This window comes from Nocardia sp. NPDC004123 (assembly GCF_053603795.1).
The window spans coordinates 70213-86680 of record NZ_JBSGGG010000035.1; the positions used below are offsets into that span (position 1 = coordinate 70213).

16 protein-coding genes and 2 pseudogenes are annotated in these 16468 nt (G+C 68.0%); 12 read left to right on the forward strand and 6 right to left on the reverse strand.

All coding sequences use genetic code 11. The features are described 5' to 3' along the window. Positions 1 to 35: 35 nt before the first annotated feature. Positions 36 to 461: an Hsp20/alpha crystallin family protein gene (locus ACWEQQ_RS38940; RefSeq protein ID WP_452342293.1), complete on the reverse strand. Its 426-nt coding sequence runs from the start codon at positions 459 to 461 to the stop codon at positions 36 to 38. Positions 462 to 643: 182 nt separating this feature from the next. Between ACWEQQ_RS38940 and ACWEQQ_RS38945 the strand changes: the two genes are divergently transcribed. Beyond that, positions 644 to 1597: a universal stress protein gene (locus ACWEQQ_RS38945; RefSeq protein WP_452342292.1), complete on the forward strand. Its 954-nt coding sequence runs from the start codon at positions 644 to 646 to the stop codon at positions 1595 to 1597. Positions 1598 to 1603: 6 nt separating this feature from the next. Further along, a pseudogene (locus tag ACWEQQ_RS38950) lies at positions 1604 to 1778 on the forward strand (hypothetical protein); the annotation flags it as partial. Between the two features lie 70 nt (positions 1779 to 1848). On the opposite strand, the gene ACWEQQ_RS38955 reads toward ACWEQQ_RS38950, so the two are convergent. Continuing rightward, positions 1849 to 3453 (reverse strand): hypothetical protein, encoded by a 1605-nt coding sequence (locus tag ACWEQQ_RS38955; protein ID WP_452351704.1) that lies wholly within the window; start codon positions 3451 to 3453, stop codon positions 1849 to 1851. Continuing rightward, entirely contained in the window at positions 3450 to 4391 is a 942-nt protein-coding gene (locus tag ACWEQQ_RS38960) for an ABC transporter ATP-binding protein (RefSeq protein WP_452351705.1), read from the reverse strand. Before ACWEQQ_RS38960 ends, ACWEQQ_RS38955 begins: the two co-directional genes overlap by 4 nt. A gap of 251 nt (positions 4392 to 4642) precedes the next feature. On the opposite strand from ACWEQQ_RS38960, the gene ACWEQQ_RS38965 reads away from it, so the two are divergent. Next, positions 4643 to 5197: a flavodoxin domain-containing protein gene (locus tag ACWEQQ_RS38965; protein ID WP_452342289.1), complete on the forward strand. Its 555-nt coding sequence runs from the start codon at positions 4643 to 4645 to the stop codon at positions 5195 to 5197. A 163-nt stretch (positions 5198 to 5360) separates the two neighbouring features. On the opposite strand, the gene ACWEQQ_RS38970 is transcribed toward ACWEQQ_RS38965, so the two are convergent. Beyond that, complete coding sequence (locus ACWEQQ_RS38970; protein WP_452342288.1) at positions 5361 to 6242, reverse strand: class I SAM-dependent methyltransferase; 882 nt, start codon at positions 6240 to 6242, stop codon at positions 5361 to 5363. A gap of 442 nt (positions 6243 to 6684) precedes the next feature. Continuing rightward, a complete protein-coding gene (locus tag ACWEQQ_RS38975; RefSeq protein ID WP_452351706.1) occupies positions 6685 to 7686 on the reverse strand; it encodes an Acg family FMN-binding oxidoreductase in 1002 nt (333 codons plus the stop codon). 489 nt (positions 7687 to 8175) lie between these two features. Between ACWEQQ_RS38975 and ACWEQQ_RS38980 the strand changes: the two are divergent. From ACWEQQ_RS38980 to ACWEQQ_RS39015, 8 genes and pseudogenes are all read left to right on the forward strand, one after another. Then, a pseudogene (locus tag ACWEQQ_RS38980) lies at positions 8176 to 8850 on the forward strand (dienelactone hydrolase family protein); the annotation flags it as partial. A 194-nt stretch (positions 8851 to 9044) separates the two neighbouring features. Beyond that, the gene (locus ACWEQQ_RS38985; RefSeq protein WP_452342286.1) at positions 9045 to 9323 is read left to right on the forward strand and encodes a DUF1918 domain-containing protein; all 279 of its coding nucleotides are present in this window, start codon (positions 9045 to 9047) and stop codon (positions 9321 to 9323) included. A 124-nt stretch (positions 9324 to 9447) separates the two neighbouring features. Beyond that, positions 9448 to 10626, forward strand: coding sequence for a 4Fe-4S dicluster domain-containing protein (locus ACWEQQ_RS38990; protein ID WP_452351707.1), 1179 nt, complete (start codon positions 9448 to 9450; stop codon positions 10624 to 10626). Next, positions 10613 to 11122, forward strand: a complete 510-nt coding sequence (locus ACWEQQ_RS38995) for a cyclic nucleotide-binding domain-containing protein (RefSeq protein ID WP_452351708.1) — start codon at positions 10613 to 10615, stop codon at positions 11120 to 11122. The genes ACWEQQ_RS38990 and ACWEQQ_RS38995 overlap by 14 nt, the downstream gene beginning before the upstream one ends. Further along, on the forward strand, positions 11119 to 11967 hold the full coding sequence (locus tag ACWEQQ_RS39000) for an FAD/NAD(P)-binding protein (protein ID WP_452351709.1): 849 nt from the start codon (positions 11119 to 11121) through the stop codon (positions 11965 to 11967). Before ACWEQQ_RS38995 ends, ACWEQQ_RS39000 begins: the two co-directional genes overlap by 4 nt. After that, positions 11967 to 12740, forward strand: coding sequence for an NADH-quinone oxidoreductase subunit B family protein (locus tag ACWEQQ_RS39005; RefSeq protein WP_452351710.1), 774 nt, complete (start codon positions 11967 to 11969; stop codon positions 12738 to 12740). The genes ACWEQQ_RS39000 and ACWEQQ_RS39005 overlap by 1 nt, the downstream gene beginning before the upstream one ends. Continuing rightward, positions 12724 to 14016 (forward strand): Ni/Fe hydrogenase subunit alpha, encoded by a 1293-nt coding sequence (locus ACWEQQ_RS39010; RefSeq protein WP_452351711.1) that lies wholly within the window; start codon positions 12724 to 12726, stop codon positions 14014 to 14016. The genes ACWEQQ_RS39005 and ACWEQQ_RS39010 overlap by 17 nt, the downstream gene beginning before the upstream one ends. Next, positions 14013 to 14504, forward strand: coding sequence for a hydrogenase maturation protease (locus ACWEQQ_RS39015; RefSeq protein ID WP_452351712.1), 492 nt, complete (start codon positions 14013 to 14015; stop codon positions 14502 to 14504). The genes ACWEQQ_RS39010 and ACWEQQ_RS39015 overlap by 4 nt, the downstream gene beginning before the upstream one ends. Positions 14505 to 14584: 80 nt before the next feature. Here the strand turns inward: ACWEQQ_RS39015 and ACWEQQ_RS39020 are convergent, their stop codons facing one another. After that, a complete protein-coding gene (locus tag ACWEQQ_RS39020; protein WP_452342279.1) occupies positions 14585 to 15358 on the reverse strand; it encodes an SDR family NAD(P)-dependent oxidoreductase in 774 nt (257 codons plus the stop codon). 204 nt (positions 15359 to 15562) lie between these two features. Here ACWEQQ_RS39020 and ACWEQQ_RS39025 point away from each other — a divergent pair, with 204 nt between their 5' ends. After that, positions 15563 to 16411: an MBL fold metallo-hydrolase gene (locus ACWEQQ_RS39025; RefSeq protein ID WP_452351713.1), complete on the forward strand. Its 849-nt coding sequence runs from the start codon at positions 15563 to 15565 to the stop codon at positions 16409 to 16411. The last annotated feature ends 57 nt before the right edge of the window (positions 16412 to 16468 follow it).

A 16468-nucleotide genomic window follows, 5' to 3' on the forward strand; every position in this document is an offset into this window, starting at 1 on the left:
CGGATGTGGCCCGGCCGGCTCGCGGGGCCGGGATGTCACTCCGCGGACTTGACTTCGACTGTCTTGATGGGCGATTCGGGCTCACCGAGCGGAACACTGACAGTCAGGATGCCCTTGGCGTAACTCGCGTCGATGCCTTCCTCCTGAGCCCCCGGCGGCAGTACGACAGTGCGGACGAACGAGCCGTAGGTGAACTCCGAATGTCCCTTCTCCTCGCGTTTCTCGGTCCGCTCGGCCTTGATGGTCAGCTCCCCCTGATGCACGGACACCTCGATGTCCTTGGCCGGGTCCACACCGGGAATTTCGGCGCGCACCAGGTAACGCCCCTCCTCGATGGTGTCCTCGACCCGCATCAGGTGGGTGCCGAGCATCGGGACGGCGGGCGGCGCCATAGCGTTCCACAGCTCGGCGAGGTCGGGCAGCAGCGAACCGGGCTGACGATGTACGGACAGCAGGCTCATGATCCCTCCTTCGAGAGGTAAACTGTTCTGACACACTAGATTTCACGCTCCGGACCACCGGTTCTGTAGGGCATCGAGTCGTCGCTGCCGGGGACGGTGGTCCTTTCGCCGGTGACTTTGGTCCCGCGATCGCGGGTGTGCGGTCTCTAGCCGACGGGAGCGACGCGGCGAACCCTGGCTTCATGGAGACGAACATCCCCGCCGCGGTGACCGCTGAACCCGGTCCGGTCGTCGCCGGCATCGACGGCTCGCGGGTGGCCGTGCGCGCCGCCGAGTGGGCCGCGGCCGAGGCCGTCGCCCGGCATACGCCACTGCGATTGGTCTCGGTCGTGCCGGCGATCGACAAGCCCGCATTCCGGCCGGGCGGGCAGCGGCACCGGGAGGCCCACGCGGCACTCGAGGACGCGCGCTCCGCGATCCTCGCGCGGCATCCCGCTGGTGAGGATGCGGACCCGCTCGAGATCAGCACCGCCGTGCTGCGAGGACAGGCCGATCATGTGCTCGTCGAGCTCTCTCGGTCCGCGATGCTCATCGCGCTGGGCGCCCGGGACGTCGGGTTTCTCTCTCACATGGTGCTGGGATCCACCGCGCTGGCGGTGACCAGGGATGCCTGCTGCCCGGTCGCGCTGGTCGGACGGCCCGCAGCCGAGCACGGTTCGATCCTGGTCGTGGTCGGCACCTGGTACACCGCCCGTGCGGCCCTGGTCGCCGGGTTCCGTGCGGCACGGGACCGTGGCACGGATGTCACTGTGGTGCGGGTGTGGCAGGGCAGGCAGTGGGCCTCGCCACCCGATGACGCGATGTGGTCGGGGCTTCCGCCCGATCACCACATAGCGACCTCGGTCGTCCCCGACGCCCAGCTGCGGCAGTATCGACGCGACTTCCCCGATGTGGAGGTGCGGCCCGTCACGGTGGTCGGCGATGCAGCCACGGCGGTCGAGCGCCTCGGCGCCACTGCGCAATTGGTCGTGATCGGGCATGATCCCGAGTCCGCGCATACGGCGCGTCTGGGCAGCATCACCCAGGATCTCGTCCGCCACGCGCCCTGCCCGGTGCTGGTGGTCCCGGACCCGCCCGTAACCGAGATCGTATCCCGCGATACGGCAACGACTTTCCCCCGGATCGTCACGCTATGAGCGATCTCCGCACCTGAAATCGAGCCGATCTGGCACATCCGGATGCAGGCCGCCGTCCAATGCCACACCGACGCCGCCGTCTCGAAGACGGTCAATCTCCCCGAATCCGCAACCCCCGACGACGTACGCCAGGTCTTCCCAGCGCGCCTGGCAGGCCGGCGCGAAGGACATCACCGTCTACCTGCTCCGGCCAGGTGCTGCGCTGCGCGCAAAGTCCATCGCGGTGAGGACCTCCGTCGCCGGCCGGGTCGTCAGGCGAGCGCGAGATCGCGGCGGCGGAAGATGAGCAGCGCCAGCGCGAACAGCCCCACGCCGAGCGCGGTGAGCAGGAGGGCGGGCGAGACGGCGAAGTGCTGCAGGGGCATGCGGGCGAGGGCGTGGAATGGCGAGACTTCCAGCGACCAGGCCGGGGCTTCGAGTGCGGTGCCCACGGAGTCCCAGAGGAAAGCAGTGGCGACCAGGGCGTGCACGAAGGAGACGGCTCGGGGTGCAAACGCCAGCACCGCGGTCGCGGCGCCCACGGTGGTCACGATGAGCGGGAGGCTGTTCGCCGACGCCGCCAGGAGCGAACCGAATCGAAGGCGTTCGCCGGTGAGCGCAGCGCCGGTCCACATGCCCACCGATGCGACCAGAGTCAAGCCGGCCGCCAAGGACACCGCCAGCACGGCGCGGCCGGACAGCCATCGGAGCCGGGAGTGCGGCATGGCCAGCACGACTTCCAGCCGGCCTGACGATTCCTCGCTGCGGGCCGACACGACCACTGTCACCGCCAAGAGCGCGGCCAGCAACTGGACCAGCGAAAAGAGCGTGGCGACAAAGCCGTCGACGGCGATCTGGCGACCGAAGAGCTGTGTGAAGATCGGGGTGCGCTGCATGAAGTCGAGAATGGTCTTGACCAGGCCGCCCATCAGCAGGGTGTAGGCGATGGTCCCGGCGAACCAGAAACTCAGCTGCGGAATCTCATCGCGCAGGGCGGCTTGCCACGCCGAGCCGAGCAGGAGTCGCCGTGGCGGTCGGCTGTCTCGGGCCCCGAGCACGCCTCGGCCGATATCTCGGATCCGCAGCAGATACACGGAAATCGCTACTGGTACAGCCGTTCCGGCGGCGATGGCCGCCAGCGTGAGCAGCGGCGGCGCGGCCGGTGGGCGCAGTTCCTCGAACCAGCCCAGGGGCGTGAGCCATCGCAGCCACGGAATGCCCGCACCGACGTCGGCGGGCATGCGGATAATCAAGGCCGCGACCAGAATTCCCGCCGCGAGCAACCGCGCTCCACGCACAGTGGCGGCCAGTTGCGCGGTCAACGCGCCGACCGCGGCGAACAGCAGCGCGGGCAATGCGAGCTGCAGCCCGAGCTCGCACGTGTTGGCGGCACTGAGCAGATGCTGCGGCACCCCGACCGCGGCGAGCGCGGACACGGTCACCGCCATGATCACGAGAGTCTCGAGGGCCGTGGCCGTGAGCGCCGCCGCGAACCAGCGCCGCCGGGACTGTCCGCCGCTGAGCACGAGATCGCCTCGGCCCGCGTCTTCCTCTCCGCGCAACGCGCCGGTCGTGATGATCACCGCCCACATGGCCATGATGATCCCGACGCTGGTCATGCTGCGCCACGCCACCCAGCCGGCGGGCGAGGCGATGTCGTAGGGGTAGCCGTACAGCGCGCGCAGCGCACCATTGTTCGTCAGCGGTGCGAGCATCGTGGCCCGGGTCGCCTGATTCGGAAACGCCACCACATAGGTTTGCAGCGCGGCCGTGCAGAACACCGCCATCAAAACCGTCATCACCGCCAGCGATATCCGGTTGGCGCGCAATCGTGCTCGCACCATGACGACGAAGCCGTGCACCGCCTCGAGGTTCATCGACGTGCCTCCGCTGCGCTCCCGGCCCGGCCGGTCCGGGTAGGGCCGCCCGCGCCCTCGTGATAATGGACCAGGAAGATCTCCTCCAAGCTCGGTTCCCGGCTGTCGATCGTCGTCACCGGCAACCCGGTGAGTGCTGCCAGCAGCGGTCCCATCTCACCGCGGACCTCCAGTGCCACATGGTGATCCATCGCATCGACCACCTCGACCCCCGCGACCGCGCGCAGCGGAGCGATATCGACGCCGTCCCGCGCGAAGCTCACCTCCACCGTCCGCGCCGACAGGTGCCGCAGCTGCGCCAGGGTGCCCTCATCGATGAGCCGGCCCGCCCGCAGGATGCCGATCCGATCGCACAGGGCCTCCACCTCGCTGAGCACGTGCGAGGACAGGAATACCGTCTGCCCGCGGTCGCGGGCTTCACCGACGGTCTCGCGAAAGGCGGCCTCCATCAAGGGATCCAACCCGGAGGTGGGTTCGTCGAGAACGAGAATCTCGGCGCGGGTCGCGAACGCCGCCACCAGCTGCACCTTCTGCCGGTTGCCCTTCGACAGCGCGCGAATCTTCTTGTCAGGATCGAAATCGAAGCGCTCGATCAGCCGGTCGCGGTATGCGCGATCGCAGCCGCCGCGCAGATTCTCCAGGTATTCGAAGGTTTCCGCGCCGGTCAGCGACGGCCACAGCAACGCCTCCGAGGCGACGTACGCACAATGCCGGTGCGCGGCGACCGGATCGGCCCACGCGTCCCGGCCCGCAATGCGCACCGTACCCGAGGTCGGACGATGCAGGCCCAGCAGCAGCCGGATCGTCGTCGTCTTGCCCGCGCCGTTGGGGCCGAGGAAGCCGTAGATCTCCCCCGCCTCGATATCGAGTTCGAGACGATCGAGTGCGAGCGTGGATTGGTAGCGTTTGGTGACTGTATGCGCCTCGATGACACCCATGGTCCCTACCTCCGACCAGCGATGGAATGGCTCCCCCATTCTCGGCTGCGACCCCGGCATCGGCCATGGGACCTTGTGCCCTGTCCCGCACCGGCAGGAATAAAAGTCTGCTTCGACCGCCCGATGAGGGCTTGCAAGGTCCAGCAGAAGCGGGACTTCCGTGTCCGGCCGCCGGGCCGGTGACCATCGTCCCCTCCGGCCGGGCACGAGTCCTCTCTTCTGGACCGTCACGGGAGGCGCACGCTCGGCACATGGAGAATCGCAAACCTGCAGTCAGCATCGTTTACGCTTCGGCTCAGGGGTCGACCCGGGAGATCGCCGAGTACATCGGCAACGATCTCGCCGCCCGGGGTGCGACCGTCGAGGTCGCCGACGCCGAGCACGCACCGGACCTGTCGCGTTTCGACGCCGTGGTCATCGGCAGCGCGGTGCACGACATGGCCCTGCTGCCCACCGTCGCGGAGTACGTGGCATCCCATCGCAACGAACTCAGCGCTCGGCCGGTCTGGCTCTTCAGTGTCGGCATCGGACCGGCGCTGCGCGGACCGATCGGACATCGGATCGGCCGCATGGTGCCGAAACGCATTGCCGCCGTGCGCGACTCGATCAATCCGCGCGGATACCAGGCCTTCGCGGGGCACTACGAGCGCGTCGGCGTGTCCCTCGGCGCACGCGTCCTCTACCGCCTACTCGGCGGCGGCCGCTACGGCGACCTGCGGGATTGGACCGCCATCAGCACCTTTTCGGATTCCATCGCGCAGGGTCTGAATCTGCACGCACCGCACATCATTCCGATTCATCCCTGACGGCCACACGGACACAGGATTCCGGAGGCCGGTATCGATCGGGTCCTTCGATTCAATCGGTCACTGTGCGGGTTTGATTGTCGGGGCTGCAGAGGCGAACATGTTGCCCGGGTTCGGTTTCGAGGAACCTGTCCTCGGCGGCACGGCGGGCCGCTACTCGCCCTCACAACCCGTTCTTGATGCAGGTGAACTGCATGACGTCGAGGTGGCCGTGACGGAAGTAGTCGGCGAACCCGGTCATATGGCTGATGTAGGCGTTGTAGGTGTCACGCCCGGCGAGTTCGATCGCCCGGTCGCGGTGCTCGTGTAGCGCGGTGACCCAGTTCTGCAGTGTGGTGGTGTAGTGCGGTCCCAGTTTCCCGATTCCGGTGATGGTGAATCCGGCATCTTCCGCGTACTCGGTGACCCCCCTGGGGTTGCGGCCGGTCGGTGGCGGAACTCGGTCGAAGGGCAGGATGGTCCCGGGCGCGAACACGGAATCGGTACTCGCGAAACGCGTCTGGTGGGCATCGGAGGGGTCGCGGCCCGGTGCGACGACGGTCTGCACCAACAGCACCCCGTTTTCGGGCAGGATCCGGTAGGCGAAATCGAAGAAATCGGCGTAGCGCTGCGGGTGGAGGTGTTCCAGCGTCCCGATACACACGATGCGGTCCACGCGGCGGTCGAATTCCTCCCAATCCTGGCGCCGGACCCCGCCGTAGGGGCGGCCGCGGATCAGCCGGTCGACGAGCCGGTCCCGCACATACCGGTACTGGTGGCGGTTGCCGGTCAACCCGATCGCGTTCACCCCGTAGGTGTCCATGGCGCGCAACATGGTCGAGCCCCAGCCGCAGCCGACATCCAACAAGGTCATCCCCGCCTGCAGATCGCACTTGGCCAACGCGAGGTCGATCTTCGCCGACTGGGCTCGTTCCAGGGTGTCGTCCGGGCGAGTCCACAGCGCGCAACTGTAGGTGCGGGTCGGGTCGAGGAACAGGGCGAAGAATTCATCCGGGAGTTCGTCACGGGATCGGACCTCACCAAGCACGGGTACATCAACAGTCATGATGGCGGATCCTTCGTGCAATCGAGCACTGCCGTGAACGGCAGCCGAGGTAGCACGCTCCCCTCGTCACCTCCATCTGGGAGGTCGAGCGCCCTGCCGAGCCTAGGCGACCTCACACACCGGACTGAAGTCTTGTGAGCAGGAGTTCACCCGCAGGTAACATGCGCCGCGGCGCTATGCGGGCCCGGCCGGCAGTCGCCTGTGCCGAGCATCGTCCGGACTACGCGTCGGTCACGGTGCACCGGGCGCTGGCGGCCGAATCTGTGGGCGGGTTGCAGGAGAGCAAGTCGACGACGGCTGGCATCGTGCCCGGCATTGCTCGGTGAATGAGAAACGGCCACAGTCGAAGTCGGCGTGCTGCCACGTCGCCGCGGCGTGCGGGTTGCACGACCTGCGGCACACCTTCGCGGTAATGCAGCTGATGGCAGCCATCCCGGCGTGGTCAGTGCGATCGGTCGGCCGAGTCGGCCGGTTGCAGCGGGTGCACCACATCGTCCAGCGCGAGGCGGGGGCTGGGCGGGACCGGGTCGGCGCTGGTTGCCGCCCAGCCCATCCGGATGATCACTTGCGGGTGGCCGAAGCCGCCGAGGATGTTCGTGCGGATTTGTTCTCGGATGGCCGGCAGTTCCAGAGGTTCGGTGAGAGCGCAGGTGGCCAGGCCGCGGACGGTCGCGGTCAGCAGGGCGGCGCTGGTGGATTCACCGGCGCGCAGCCACGCCAGGGGATCGTCGGACCCGGTGCTGAGCAACAGCATTCGCGAGAATTCGTCGGTGTCGCGGACTACGGCTTCGGGGAGCCGAGGGTCGGAGAACGGACGGACGGCCGGGTCCGTGGGGACAACGGCGTTGCGGGCGGGGACGCCTGATGGTGCGGCATGGTGGCCGCTCCAGGCATGCAATTCCGCGATGTAGTCCGGGTCTTGGGCGTGGCTCGCCGACGCTTGTTCGAAGGCCTGCGCCAGTGTCCCACGCGCCTCCAGGGCGTCGACGTCGCGAATTTCCACCCCCACGACACGGGCGGCGGCGATGACCTTGTCCGCGTTCACGGCGGGCACCTCCCAGGAGGTGAAATGCCGCCGGTCGCTGCGGCGTCGAGCGATGGCCTGCGCCAGTTGCACCGTCGTGGGATCAGTGGCCCCGGAGCGAAATTCGATCGCGGCCAGATGTCCCGGATCCGCGGTATTCGGGAATCGATGCACCATCGTCTCCCATCCGACCGCGCCGATCGCCACTCGCAGGTGATGCAGTACCGCGCCGCAGCTGAGCACCAGTTCGCGGCGGTCGGGGTCGGTGTGCTTCAGCCAGCGAGTGTCATCGGCATACAGATGCAGGGTGCTCTCCCCGATACGCCACTGCCAGGGTTGCGTGTTGTGCACCGACGGGGCGCGCACGGCCAGGGCCAGTGCCGCGCGGATGGTGTCGGTATCGGGATGCGTGCTCGACATCGCCATTCCTTCCTCGGGATTCGCAGCTTCGTACTGTTCAGCATGTCGCGATGGGTGGCCGTTGGTGACGGCCGAAAGTCACCGATACCGAGGGCTGACGCCATGCCTTCGGTCATCGTTGCGGCGGCGCTGCCCCGCCTCCTGCCCGGGTGTAGGTCCATCGGTTCGCGCTGCTGACGTCAGCCGCGACCCACAGTGACCCGGCGGCGTTTCATCGCAGGATCAGGCCGGTGAACTGGTCGGCGTAGTCGGCTCGTCGGCTGCTCCGGTACCGCACCCCCGCTATCAGCAATCCAATGTCTCGGAGGTCGTTGTGGGACCAACGACTCTCCCGACCGGCGACAACCGGATCTGCCGGTGACCGCCGGAGGCTGTGACGCTGGAAGTGCCTGCTTGAAGGAGGTTTCGATGGTCTTCGAGGATCGCGAGGCGGGCCGTCTGCCGGCTCGCGGCGCTGCCCCCGATCCGCGGCCGCAACCGGGACCGGTCGCGGATCCGCCGCTGCGCGACCGCGAGGTGTGTGTGCGGGCGGGGAAAGCCATGCTGTCCGGACATCTCACCATTCCCGAGCATCCGATCGGTGTCGTGGTGTTCGCGCACGGCAGCGGCAGCAGCCGCCACAGCCCGCGCAACCGCTACGTCGCCGAGGTACTGCAGCAGGCCCGACTCGGCACGCTGCTGTTCGACCTGCTCACCACGGCCGAGGAAATCAACCGCGCCAACGTGTTCGACATCGACCTGCTGGCCCCGCGACTGGTGGCAGTCACCGAGTGGCTGAGCGGACGGGAACACGCGGAGGGGCTGCCGATCGGGTATTTCGGGGCGAGTACCGGTGCCGCCGCCGCCCTGCGCGCCGCAGCCGACCCCCGCGTGCACGTGCGGGCAGTGGTGTGTCGCGGCGGGCGACCCGATCTGACCGGCCGCGCACTGTCGGCTGTACGGGCGCCGACTCTGCTGATCGTGGGTGGTCGCGACTACCTGGTCATGGATCTGAATCGCCAGGCGGCCATGGCAATGTCATGTGAGACCGTGCTGGCCGAGGTGCCCGGCGCGACCCATCTGTTCGAGGAACCCGGCACCCTGCGTAAGGCAGCCGAGCTCGCGCGGGACTGGTTCGTCACCCGGTTGCCCACTACGACAGCCGAGCCGGAGGGGGCGGCGTGAGCGGCCCGGAGGCCGGGTATAGGTTCGGATGAGCACGGGTGCGCTACCGGCCGATTCCTGGTCGCGTGGTTCATCGTGCGGGCGGCCAGGTCCTGCGCGGGGACTTCCGGCCCTACCCGGGGATCGCATGGCCTTACCACGATAGAGATTCGAGACAACACCAGTTTCCGGCCGACGGGTAAGGAGGTCGTTCGATGCGAGCACAACCAGGCGACTGGCTGATCGTCGAAGGACGCGCGGTCGGGGGCGTGGTCCGTCGCGGTCTCATCGAAGAGGTGCACGGCACGGACGGCGCACCGCCGTATCTCGTGCACTGGACCGACACCGGGCATCGGGCCTTGACCTTTCCAGGCCCCGACGCGTACGTGCGGACCAGCGCGGAACTGCGCGCCCAGGAGGAGATCGCCGCGGCACGGTACTCGTCGATGCAGCACGTACCCGCCTCCCCCTCCGATGCGGACAGCCGGGGCTGACCGATCTCGCCACCGCCGTTCCGACCTGGGCACTCCGACCCCGTGCCGAGGACCTTCGACGCTGTTCGCGCCGCGCCGCGCCAGCCAGACTGGAATCGAGCGACGTGCGAGAACGGAGGCTTCCGTGACCATCGGCGACACCGTGACGATCGACCGCGACGGGCTGGACCGGCTCGTCGTGGTGTTACAGGAGAACGGATATCGGGTCATCGGCCCGACGATGCGCGACAACGCGATCATCCTCGACGAACTCGACACACCGGCCGCACTGCCCGCCGGGTGGGGCGTGCACACCGAGCCGGGCCGGTATCGCGTGTATCGCCGCGCCGACCAAGCGGTCTTCGCGCATTCGGCCGGGCCGGGATCGTGGAAGCAGTTCCTGCATCCACCGCACCGCCTGATCGCACGACTCGACGCCGACCTGAATCTCGTAGCGGCCGGAGACGGTCCGACGCCGACACCGGCGACCGAGCCGTCGTCGCAGCCACCGCAACCGGATCGCCCCGCCGCATTCCTCGGTGTGCGCGGCTGCGATATGGCCGCCATCCGCATTCTGGAGCGGGTGCTCGGTGGAGATGCGTACCCGGACTCGGCTTTCGCGGCCCGCTGCGCCGGTCTGTTCATCGTCGGCGTGAATTGCACCGAGCCGGGCGGGGTGTGTTTCTGCGCGTCGATGGGCACCGGGCCGGGCGTCTCGGCCGGATACGATCTCGCGCTCACCGAACGCATCGACGACAGCGGGCATCGGTTCCTGGTCGAAGTGGGCAGTGCGGCGGGCGAGCGCATACTCGCCGAGCTCCGCTCGCACCCGGCGAGCCAGGCCGAGATCACGGACGCCCGCGCCGAGGTGGCGGCCGCAGCGGGTCGCATGGGCCGCAGCATGCCGGATGCGGACCTGCGCGCGGTGATTCGCGAATCCCGCGAATCACCGCAGTGGGAGGACGTGGCGAGCCGCTGCCTGACCTGTGGCAACTGCACCATGGTGTGCCCCACCTGCTTCTGCACCACTACCGAGGACGTCACCGATCTCACCGGCGACCATGCCGAACGCTGGGAGCGTTGGGCGTCGTGCTTCGAATTGGATTTCTCCCATGTGCACGGCGGCAGCGTGCGGCAGTCGGGCGAGAGCCGGTATCGGCAGTGGCTCAGCCATAAACTCGGCACGTGGTACGACCAGTTCGGCAGCTCGGGCTGTGTGGGCTGCGGACGCTGCATCGCATGGTGCCCGGCCGGTATCGATCTGACCGCTGAGATGGGCCGGCTCGTCGAACTGCGCGAGGAGGCCGACGATGGTCACCGCTGAGGAACTGTCCGCATTCGCCTCGCTGGCAGCACTCGACCGCGCGAAGCTGGAAACGCTGGCCCAGGCCGGGCATGCGGTGCACTATCCGGCCGGGCAGCGCCTGATCGTGGAAGGCCAACGGGCCGACCGCTGCTGGCTCATTCGCGAGGGACGGGTGGTGCTGGACGCAGGGGTGCCGGGGCGTGGCGATGTCGTGGTGCAGACCCTCGGTCCGGGCGATCTGCTCGGCTGGTCGTGGCTGGTTCCGCCGTACCGATGGCATTTCGGTGCGATCACCGCCGAACCCGTGCGAGCGATCGAATTCGATTCGACTCGGCTGACCGAATTCGCCGACGCCGACCCGAGTTTCGGCCACGCACTGACGCTGCTGCTGTTCGAGGCGCTCCTGGAACGATTGCAGGCCACCCGCGCCCGGTTGCTGGATCTCTACCGCAATCCCACCGAAACCTGTACCGCCACACCGATACGGCTGGGCACGTCAGGTGACGGCCGATGATCGCCGAGGCCCGCGCCGGCGCGTCCGCGGACACCATGCTCCCGTATCGGGTGGCACGCCGCATCCTGCAGACCAGCGATACCGCGACCCTGGTGCTCGCCCCGATCGACGCTGCCGCGCAACGGTTCCGGGCCGGGCAGTTCATGATGCTCTACCGCTTCGGCGTGGGCGAGGTCGCCATCTCGGTCAGTGGAAATCCCTGTGTCGCAGTCGATTTCCTGGAGCACACCATCCGCGCGGTGGGGGCGGTGAGCGCGGCCCTGCACGACGCTCCGGTCGGCGCGACGATCGGAGTGCGCGGACCGTTCGGCACCGGTTGGGATCTCGACTCCGCCGCCGGGCGCGATCTGGTGATCGTCGGCGGCGGAGTCGGACTGGCGCCGCTGCGCCCGGTCGTGCTGGAGGCGCTCGCGCGGCGCACCGAATATCGGAGGATCGTCCTGATCACCGGTGCTCGCACACCCGATGACATCCTCTTCCGGGACGACCAGCAGGTCTGGGCCCGCGACGGCCTGCTCGAACTGCATCAGACCGTCGACCATCCGGGTCCCGGCTGGACGGGACCGATCGGCTTCGTCACCGAACCGCTCGCGAAACTGGTCGTCGATCCGGGCAACACCACGGCATTCCTCTGCGGTCCCGAACCAATGATGCGGTTCTGCGCGAACGCCCTGCTGCGCAAGGGCGTCCCGCCCACCGATATCCGGGTCACCCTGGAACGCAATATGCAATGCGGTGTCGCCCGCTGTGGCCATTGCCAGCTCGGTCCGCTGCTGCTGTGCCGCGACGGCCCGGTCGTGGACTACGCGGTGGCCGAACCCCTGCTTTCGGTACGGGAGCTCTGATGACGACACCCACTCTCGCGGTCTGGAAGTTCACCTCCTGCGACGGCTGCCAGCTCACCCTGCTGGATTGCGAGGACGAACTGCTCGCGCTGGCAGGCCGGGTCCGCATCGCTCATTTCATCGAGGCGAGCAGCGCGGTCGAGCCCGGGCCCTATGACGTGTCGCTGGTCGAGGGTTCGGTCAGCACGCCCGACGAGCAGCGCCGCATCCTCGAGATCCGCGCGCAGTCACGGATTCTCGTGACGATCGGCGCCTGCGCCAGTCACGGCGGCATCCAGGCGCTGCGCAACTTCGCCGACATCACCGAATTCGCGTCGGTGGTATACGCCAGCCCGCAATACATTTCGACGCTGGACACCGCGACGCCGATCGCAGCGCATGTGCCGGTGGACTACGAGCTGCGCGGCTGCCCGATCGACCGCCGCCAACTGCTGGATACCCTGTGCGCGCTGCTGGCCGGACGCAAACCCGACCTGCCGAACACCAGCGTCTGCTCCGAATGCAAGCGCCGCGGCAATACCTGTGTGATGGTCGCCGACGGCATTCCCTGTCTCGGCCCGGTCACCCAGGCGGGATGCGGCGCCCTGTGCCCGTCCTATCATCGCGGCTGCTACGGCTGCTTCGGCCCGATGGAACGGCCCAATATCGGTGCGCTGCTGCCGATCCTGCGGATCAACGGCATGGACACCGCCGATATCGACCGAGTGTTCAGCACGGTCGCGGTCGCCGCACCGGCCTTCGCCGAGAGGAACCGGGATGAGCCATCGCAGTAGGCAATTGCGGGTCAGCTCGCTGGCGCGAGTGGAGGGCGAGGGCGCGCTGCGGGTTGTCGTCGAGGACGGCCGGGTGGAGCGGGCAGAACTCAATATCTACGAACCGCCCCGCTTCTTCGAGGCCTTCCTGCGCGGCCGGGCGTACACCGAGCCACCCGATATCACCGCCCGGATCTGCGGCATCTGCCCGGTGGCGTATCAGACCAGCGCCTGCAACGCGCTCGAACAGGTATGCGGCGTCACACTGGATCCGCCGCTGACCGCGCTGCGCCGGCTGCTCTACTGCGGCGAGTGGATCTCGAGTCATACCCTGCACATTCACCTGCTGCACCTGCCGGACTTCCTCGGCTACCCGGACGCCATCGCCCTGGCCGCCGACCATCGCGAACTCGTCGAGCACGGGCTGGCCGTCAAGAAGGCGGGCAATACGCTGCTCGAACTGCTCGGTGGCCGTGCCATCCACCCGATCAATGTCCGGGTCGGCGGTTTCTACTCGGTGCCCGGCCGCGCCGATCTGGCACCGGTCGCCGACCAGCTGCGCCGGGCCCAGGACTACGCGATCGAAACCGCCGGCCGGGTGGCGCAATTCGACTTCCCGGATCTGGAGCTCGACCACGATCTACTCGCGGCCACCGCGTCGGACCGTTACGCCATCGAGGACGGCACCGTGTCGACCAGCACCGGACTCGACTTCCCCGCAAGTGAATTCGGCGAGCACGTGGTCGAGGAACAGGTTCCGCATTCCACCGCGCTCCACGCGCGATTGGACGGGCGAAGCTATCTGACCGGTCCCCTGGCTCGATACAGCCTCAACTCCCGGCGTCTCTCCCCAGTTGCCCGCGAGGTCGCCGCTGCGGCCGGGCTCGGCCCGGAGTGCCGTAATCCGTTCCGCAGCATCGTGGTTCGCGCCGTCGAGGTGGTGTACGCCATCGATGAAGCGCTACGTCTCATCGCCGACTACGAGCCGCCCGCGCACCCCGCGGCGCCCTGCGCGACACGGCCGGGCGTCGGCCACGGCATCAGCGAGGCCCCGCGCGGATTGCTCTATCACCGTTACGAAATCGACGACGCGGGTTCCATCCGGGCGGCCACCATCATTCCGCCGACCTCCCAGAACCAGGCTGCCATCGAGGACGATCTTCGCCACGTGGTGTCCGAGCACCTCGACCTGGACGATGCGGCGCTGACCACCCTGTGCGAACGCACCATCCGCAACTACGATCCGTGCATCTCCTGCTCGGCCCACTTCCTCGAGCTCGATGTGGTGCGCCGATGAGCGGTCCGCGAGCCGTCGTCATCGGAGTCGGAAACGAGTACCGGCACGACGACGGCGTCGGCCCCGCCGTGGCCACGGAACTCGAAAGGCTGGACCTGCCCGGCGTTCTCGTGGCACTGAGCGACGGCGAGCCGACGGGTCTGCTGGATCTCTGGGCCGACGCGGAGCTGGCGATCGTGGTCGATGCCGTCCTCTGTGAACCTTCCACCCCCGGCCGGGTCTGGCGCACCACCGTCGATGCCCTGCGCGGCCTCACCCACGCCACCAGCTCCCACGCCATGGGCATCCCCGACGCCCTCCCCCTGGGCCGCGCTCTCGGCCGCGTCCCCGCCGAACTCGTAGTCATCGCCGTCGAAGCTCACCGCCTCGACCTCGGCGTCGGCCTGTCCACCCCGGTCGCCGCCGCACTCCCCGACGTCATCGCCACCGTCCGGACCGAACTCGCCCGCCTCGGCATCCCAACGGATGGTCGGCATCCCAACGGGTGAATGAACGCTCAGCCGGGTCGACTGCAATCGGGCCGACAGTCGTCACAGTCAGCGAACCAGCGGTCGGTCGGTGAAGTCCCTCAGACCGTGTAGCCGCCGTCGACATCCAGTGTTTGGCCGGAGATGAAGTCCGCTCGGTCCGATGCGAGGAATGCGACGGCTTCCGCGATGTCGTCCGCATTCCCGAAGCGGCGCAGCGGGATATTGCGCCGGGCGACCTCGAGCGCGGTTCGATCGAGGTCTCCGGAATTGATCAGGCGCTCGGCCATGCCGTCGGTCAGCATGCCCGGACCGACACAGTTGACGCGGATGCCGTAGCGACCCTCTTCGGCCGCCAGGCCGCGGGCGACGGCTTCCACGGCACCCTTGGTGCCGGCGGAAAGGCCATCCCGGACCGGATAGCGTCGGGTTGCGGCCGTGGTCACCGCGACGACGGAGCCCTGCGACCGGCGCAGCAGCGGCAGGGTGGCGTGCATCAGGTTGAAGAACGCTGCGGCGTCGGCATTCAGCTGCTCCCGGTACTGCTCGGGCGACACGCTGCTCAGATGAACCATCGGGACATGGGGTCCGGCGGCGTAGACCACAGTGTGCAGACCGCCGAATCGCTGTTCGAACTGCGCGACGACATCCGCGACGGCACTCGGATCGGTGAGATCCAGTGCCCAGGCCCGGCATGAGCGTCCGACCCGCTCGACGTCCTTCGTCAGCAGCTCTGCCGCGTCTCGATTCGCGCGATAGGTGAGTCCGATATCGCTGCCCCGGTGCGCCAGCAGGCGGACCACCGCGGCACCTATGCCGCCGGTGCCGCCCGCGACCAGTGCAGCGCCGTCACGTCCCCGGAAGTCATCGCTCACTACTTCTCCCTCGACCAAGCAATTGCTTGGCCAATCGTAGCCTGCGTTCGATCTGCCGCCTCTCGAACCAGCATCAGCGCCTCACGGCGGGGTCACATATTCGGGTGATGGAGCGTTCGGATTCGACTCCGGATACTCGAGCCGTGATCCGGCTTCCGGGTCGTCCAGACCACCGATTGCCCCTTGCGAGCGAAAGCAATTGCCATGTCTCTCACGATCGACGTCTTCAATACCGGATACCTGCCGATCAACGGTGGACCGGGATGGGATCCGGACACCGCCGCCACCTGGCCCGCGTCCACCGCCACCCTGATCTCCGGTGCGCGCGACGCCATCCTGGTCGACGCGCTCATGACGGTCGACGAAGGCCGCCGCCTCGCCGCCTGGATCGGCGACACCGGCAAGAACCTGACCAGCATCGTCATCACCCACGGTCACGGCGATCACTTCTTCGGCGCGGGCCCGGTCCTCGAGGCTTTCCCGCAGGCCCGGCTGCTGGCCCTGAACACCACCGTCATCGAGGAAGCGCGCTACAACCTCGGACCCGAGGTGCAGCAGAACTGGATCGCGTGGTTCGGTGACCGGTTCGACCGCACCCCGGCACTCCCGCAGCCGGTGGAATCGGAAACCCTGACCGTGGACGACCATCCGGTGCGCTTGGTCGAAGTCGGGGGCGCCGACGGCGTCCTCAACACCGTGGTCCATATCCCCGAGTTGGACACCGTCTGCTCCGGCGACGCCGTGTACAACAACATCCATATGTGGCTGTGGAATTCGACGCCCGACAGCCGCCGGACGTGGCTGGCGACCATCGACAAGATCGCCGACCTGCACCCCGCCACGATCATCGCCGGGCACAAGGATCCCGGCGCGCCCGACGACGACGCCGAACGGCAAATCACGCAATCCCGTTCCTACATCGAGGCATTCGACCGGGCTGTCGCCAAATTGTCGTCCGCGCCGGAGGTCATCGACGAGATGACCGGTCTCTTCCCGGGTTACGGGAACCCCTACACGTTGTTCGCCGCCGCCTATTCCCAATTCCAGAACTGAGCGACCCCGCCACCGGAGGTTCAGCTGTCGGATCGGATGCCGCGCTGCCGTCCGGGT

What these genes read in the sequence shown, in the direction of transcription:
- ACWEQQ_RS38940 (WP_452342293.1), bottom strand. Translation starts at nt 461, where the DNA reads ATGAGCCTGCTGTCCGTACATCGTCAGCCCGGTTCGCTGCTGCCCGAC.
- ACWEQQ_RS39000 (WP_452351709.1), top strand. Translation starts at nt 11,119, where the DNA reads ATGATCGCCGAGGCCCGCGCCGGCGCGTCCGCGGACACCATGCTCCCG.
- ACWEQQ_RS38960 (WP_452351705.1), bottom strand. Translation starts at nt 4,391, where the DNA reads ATGGGTGTCATCGAGGCGCATACAGTCACCAAACGCTACCAATCCACG.
- ACWEQQ_RS39025 (WP_452351713.1), top strand. Translation starts at nt 15,563, where the DNA reads ATGTCTCTCACGATCGACGTCTTCAATACCGGATACCTGCCGATCAAC.
- ACWEQQ_RS38955 (WP_452351704.1), bottom strand. Translation starts at nt 3,453, where the DNA reads ATGAACCTCGAGGCGGTGCACGGCTTCGTCGTCATGGTGCGAGCACGA.
- ACWEQQ_RS38945 (WP_452342292.1), top strand. Translation starts at nt 644, where the DNA reads ATGGAGACGAACATCCCCGCCGCGGTGACCGCTGAACCCGGTCCGGTC.
- ACWEQQ_RS38975 (WP_452351706.1), bottom strand. Translation starts at nt 7,686, where the DNA reads ATGTCGAGCACGCATCCCGATACCGACACCATCCGCGCGGCACTGGCC.
- ACWEQQ_RS38985 (WP_452342286.1), top strand. Translation starts at nt 9,045, where the DNA reads ATGCGAGCACAACCAGGCGACTGGCTGATCGTCGAAGGACGCGCGGTC.
- ACWEQQ_RS38965 (WP_452342289.1), top strand. Translation starts at nt 4,643, where the DNA reads ATGGAGAATCGCAAACCTGCAGTCAGCATCGTTTACGCTTCGGCTCAG.
- ACWEQQ_RS39015 (WP_452351712.1), top strand. Translation starts at nt 14,013, where the DNA reads ATGAGCGGTCCGCGAGCCGTCGTCATCGGAGTCGGAAACGAGTACCGG.
- ACWEQQ_RS38995 (WP_452351708.1), top strand. Translation starts at nt 10,613, where the DNA reads ATGGTCACCGCTGAGGAACTGTCCGCATTCGCCTCGCTGGCAGCACTC.
- ACWEQQ_RS39010 (WP_452351711.1), top strand. Translation starts at nt 12,724, where the DNA reads ATGAGCCATCGCAGTAGGCAATTGCGGGTCAGCTCGCTGGCGCGAGTG.
- ACWEQQ_RS39005 (WP_452351710.1), top strand. Translation starts at nt 11,967, where the DNA reads ATGACGACACCCACTCTCGCGGTCTGGAAGTTCACCTCCTGCGACGGC.
- ACWEQQ_RS38970 (WP_452342288.1), bottom strand. Translation starts at nt 6,242, where the DNA reads ATGACTGTTGATGTACCCGTGCTTGGTGAGGTCCGATCCCGTGACGAA.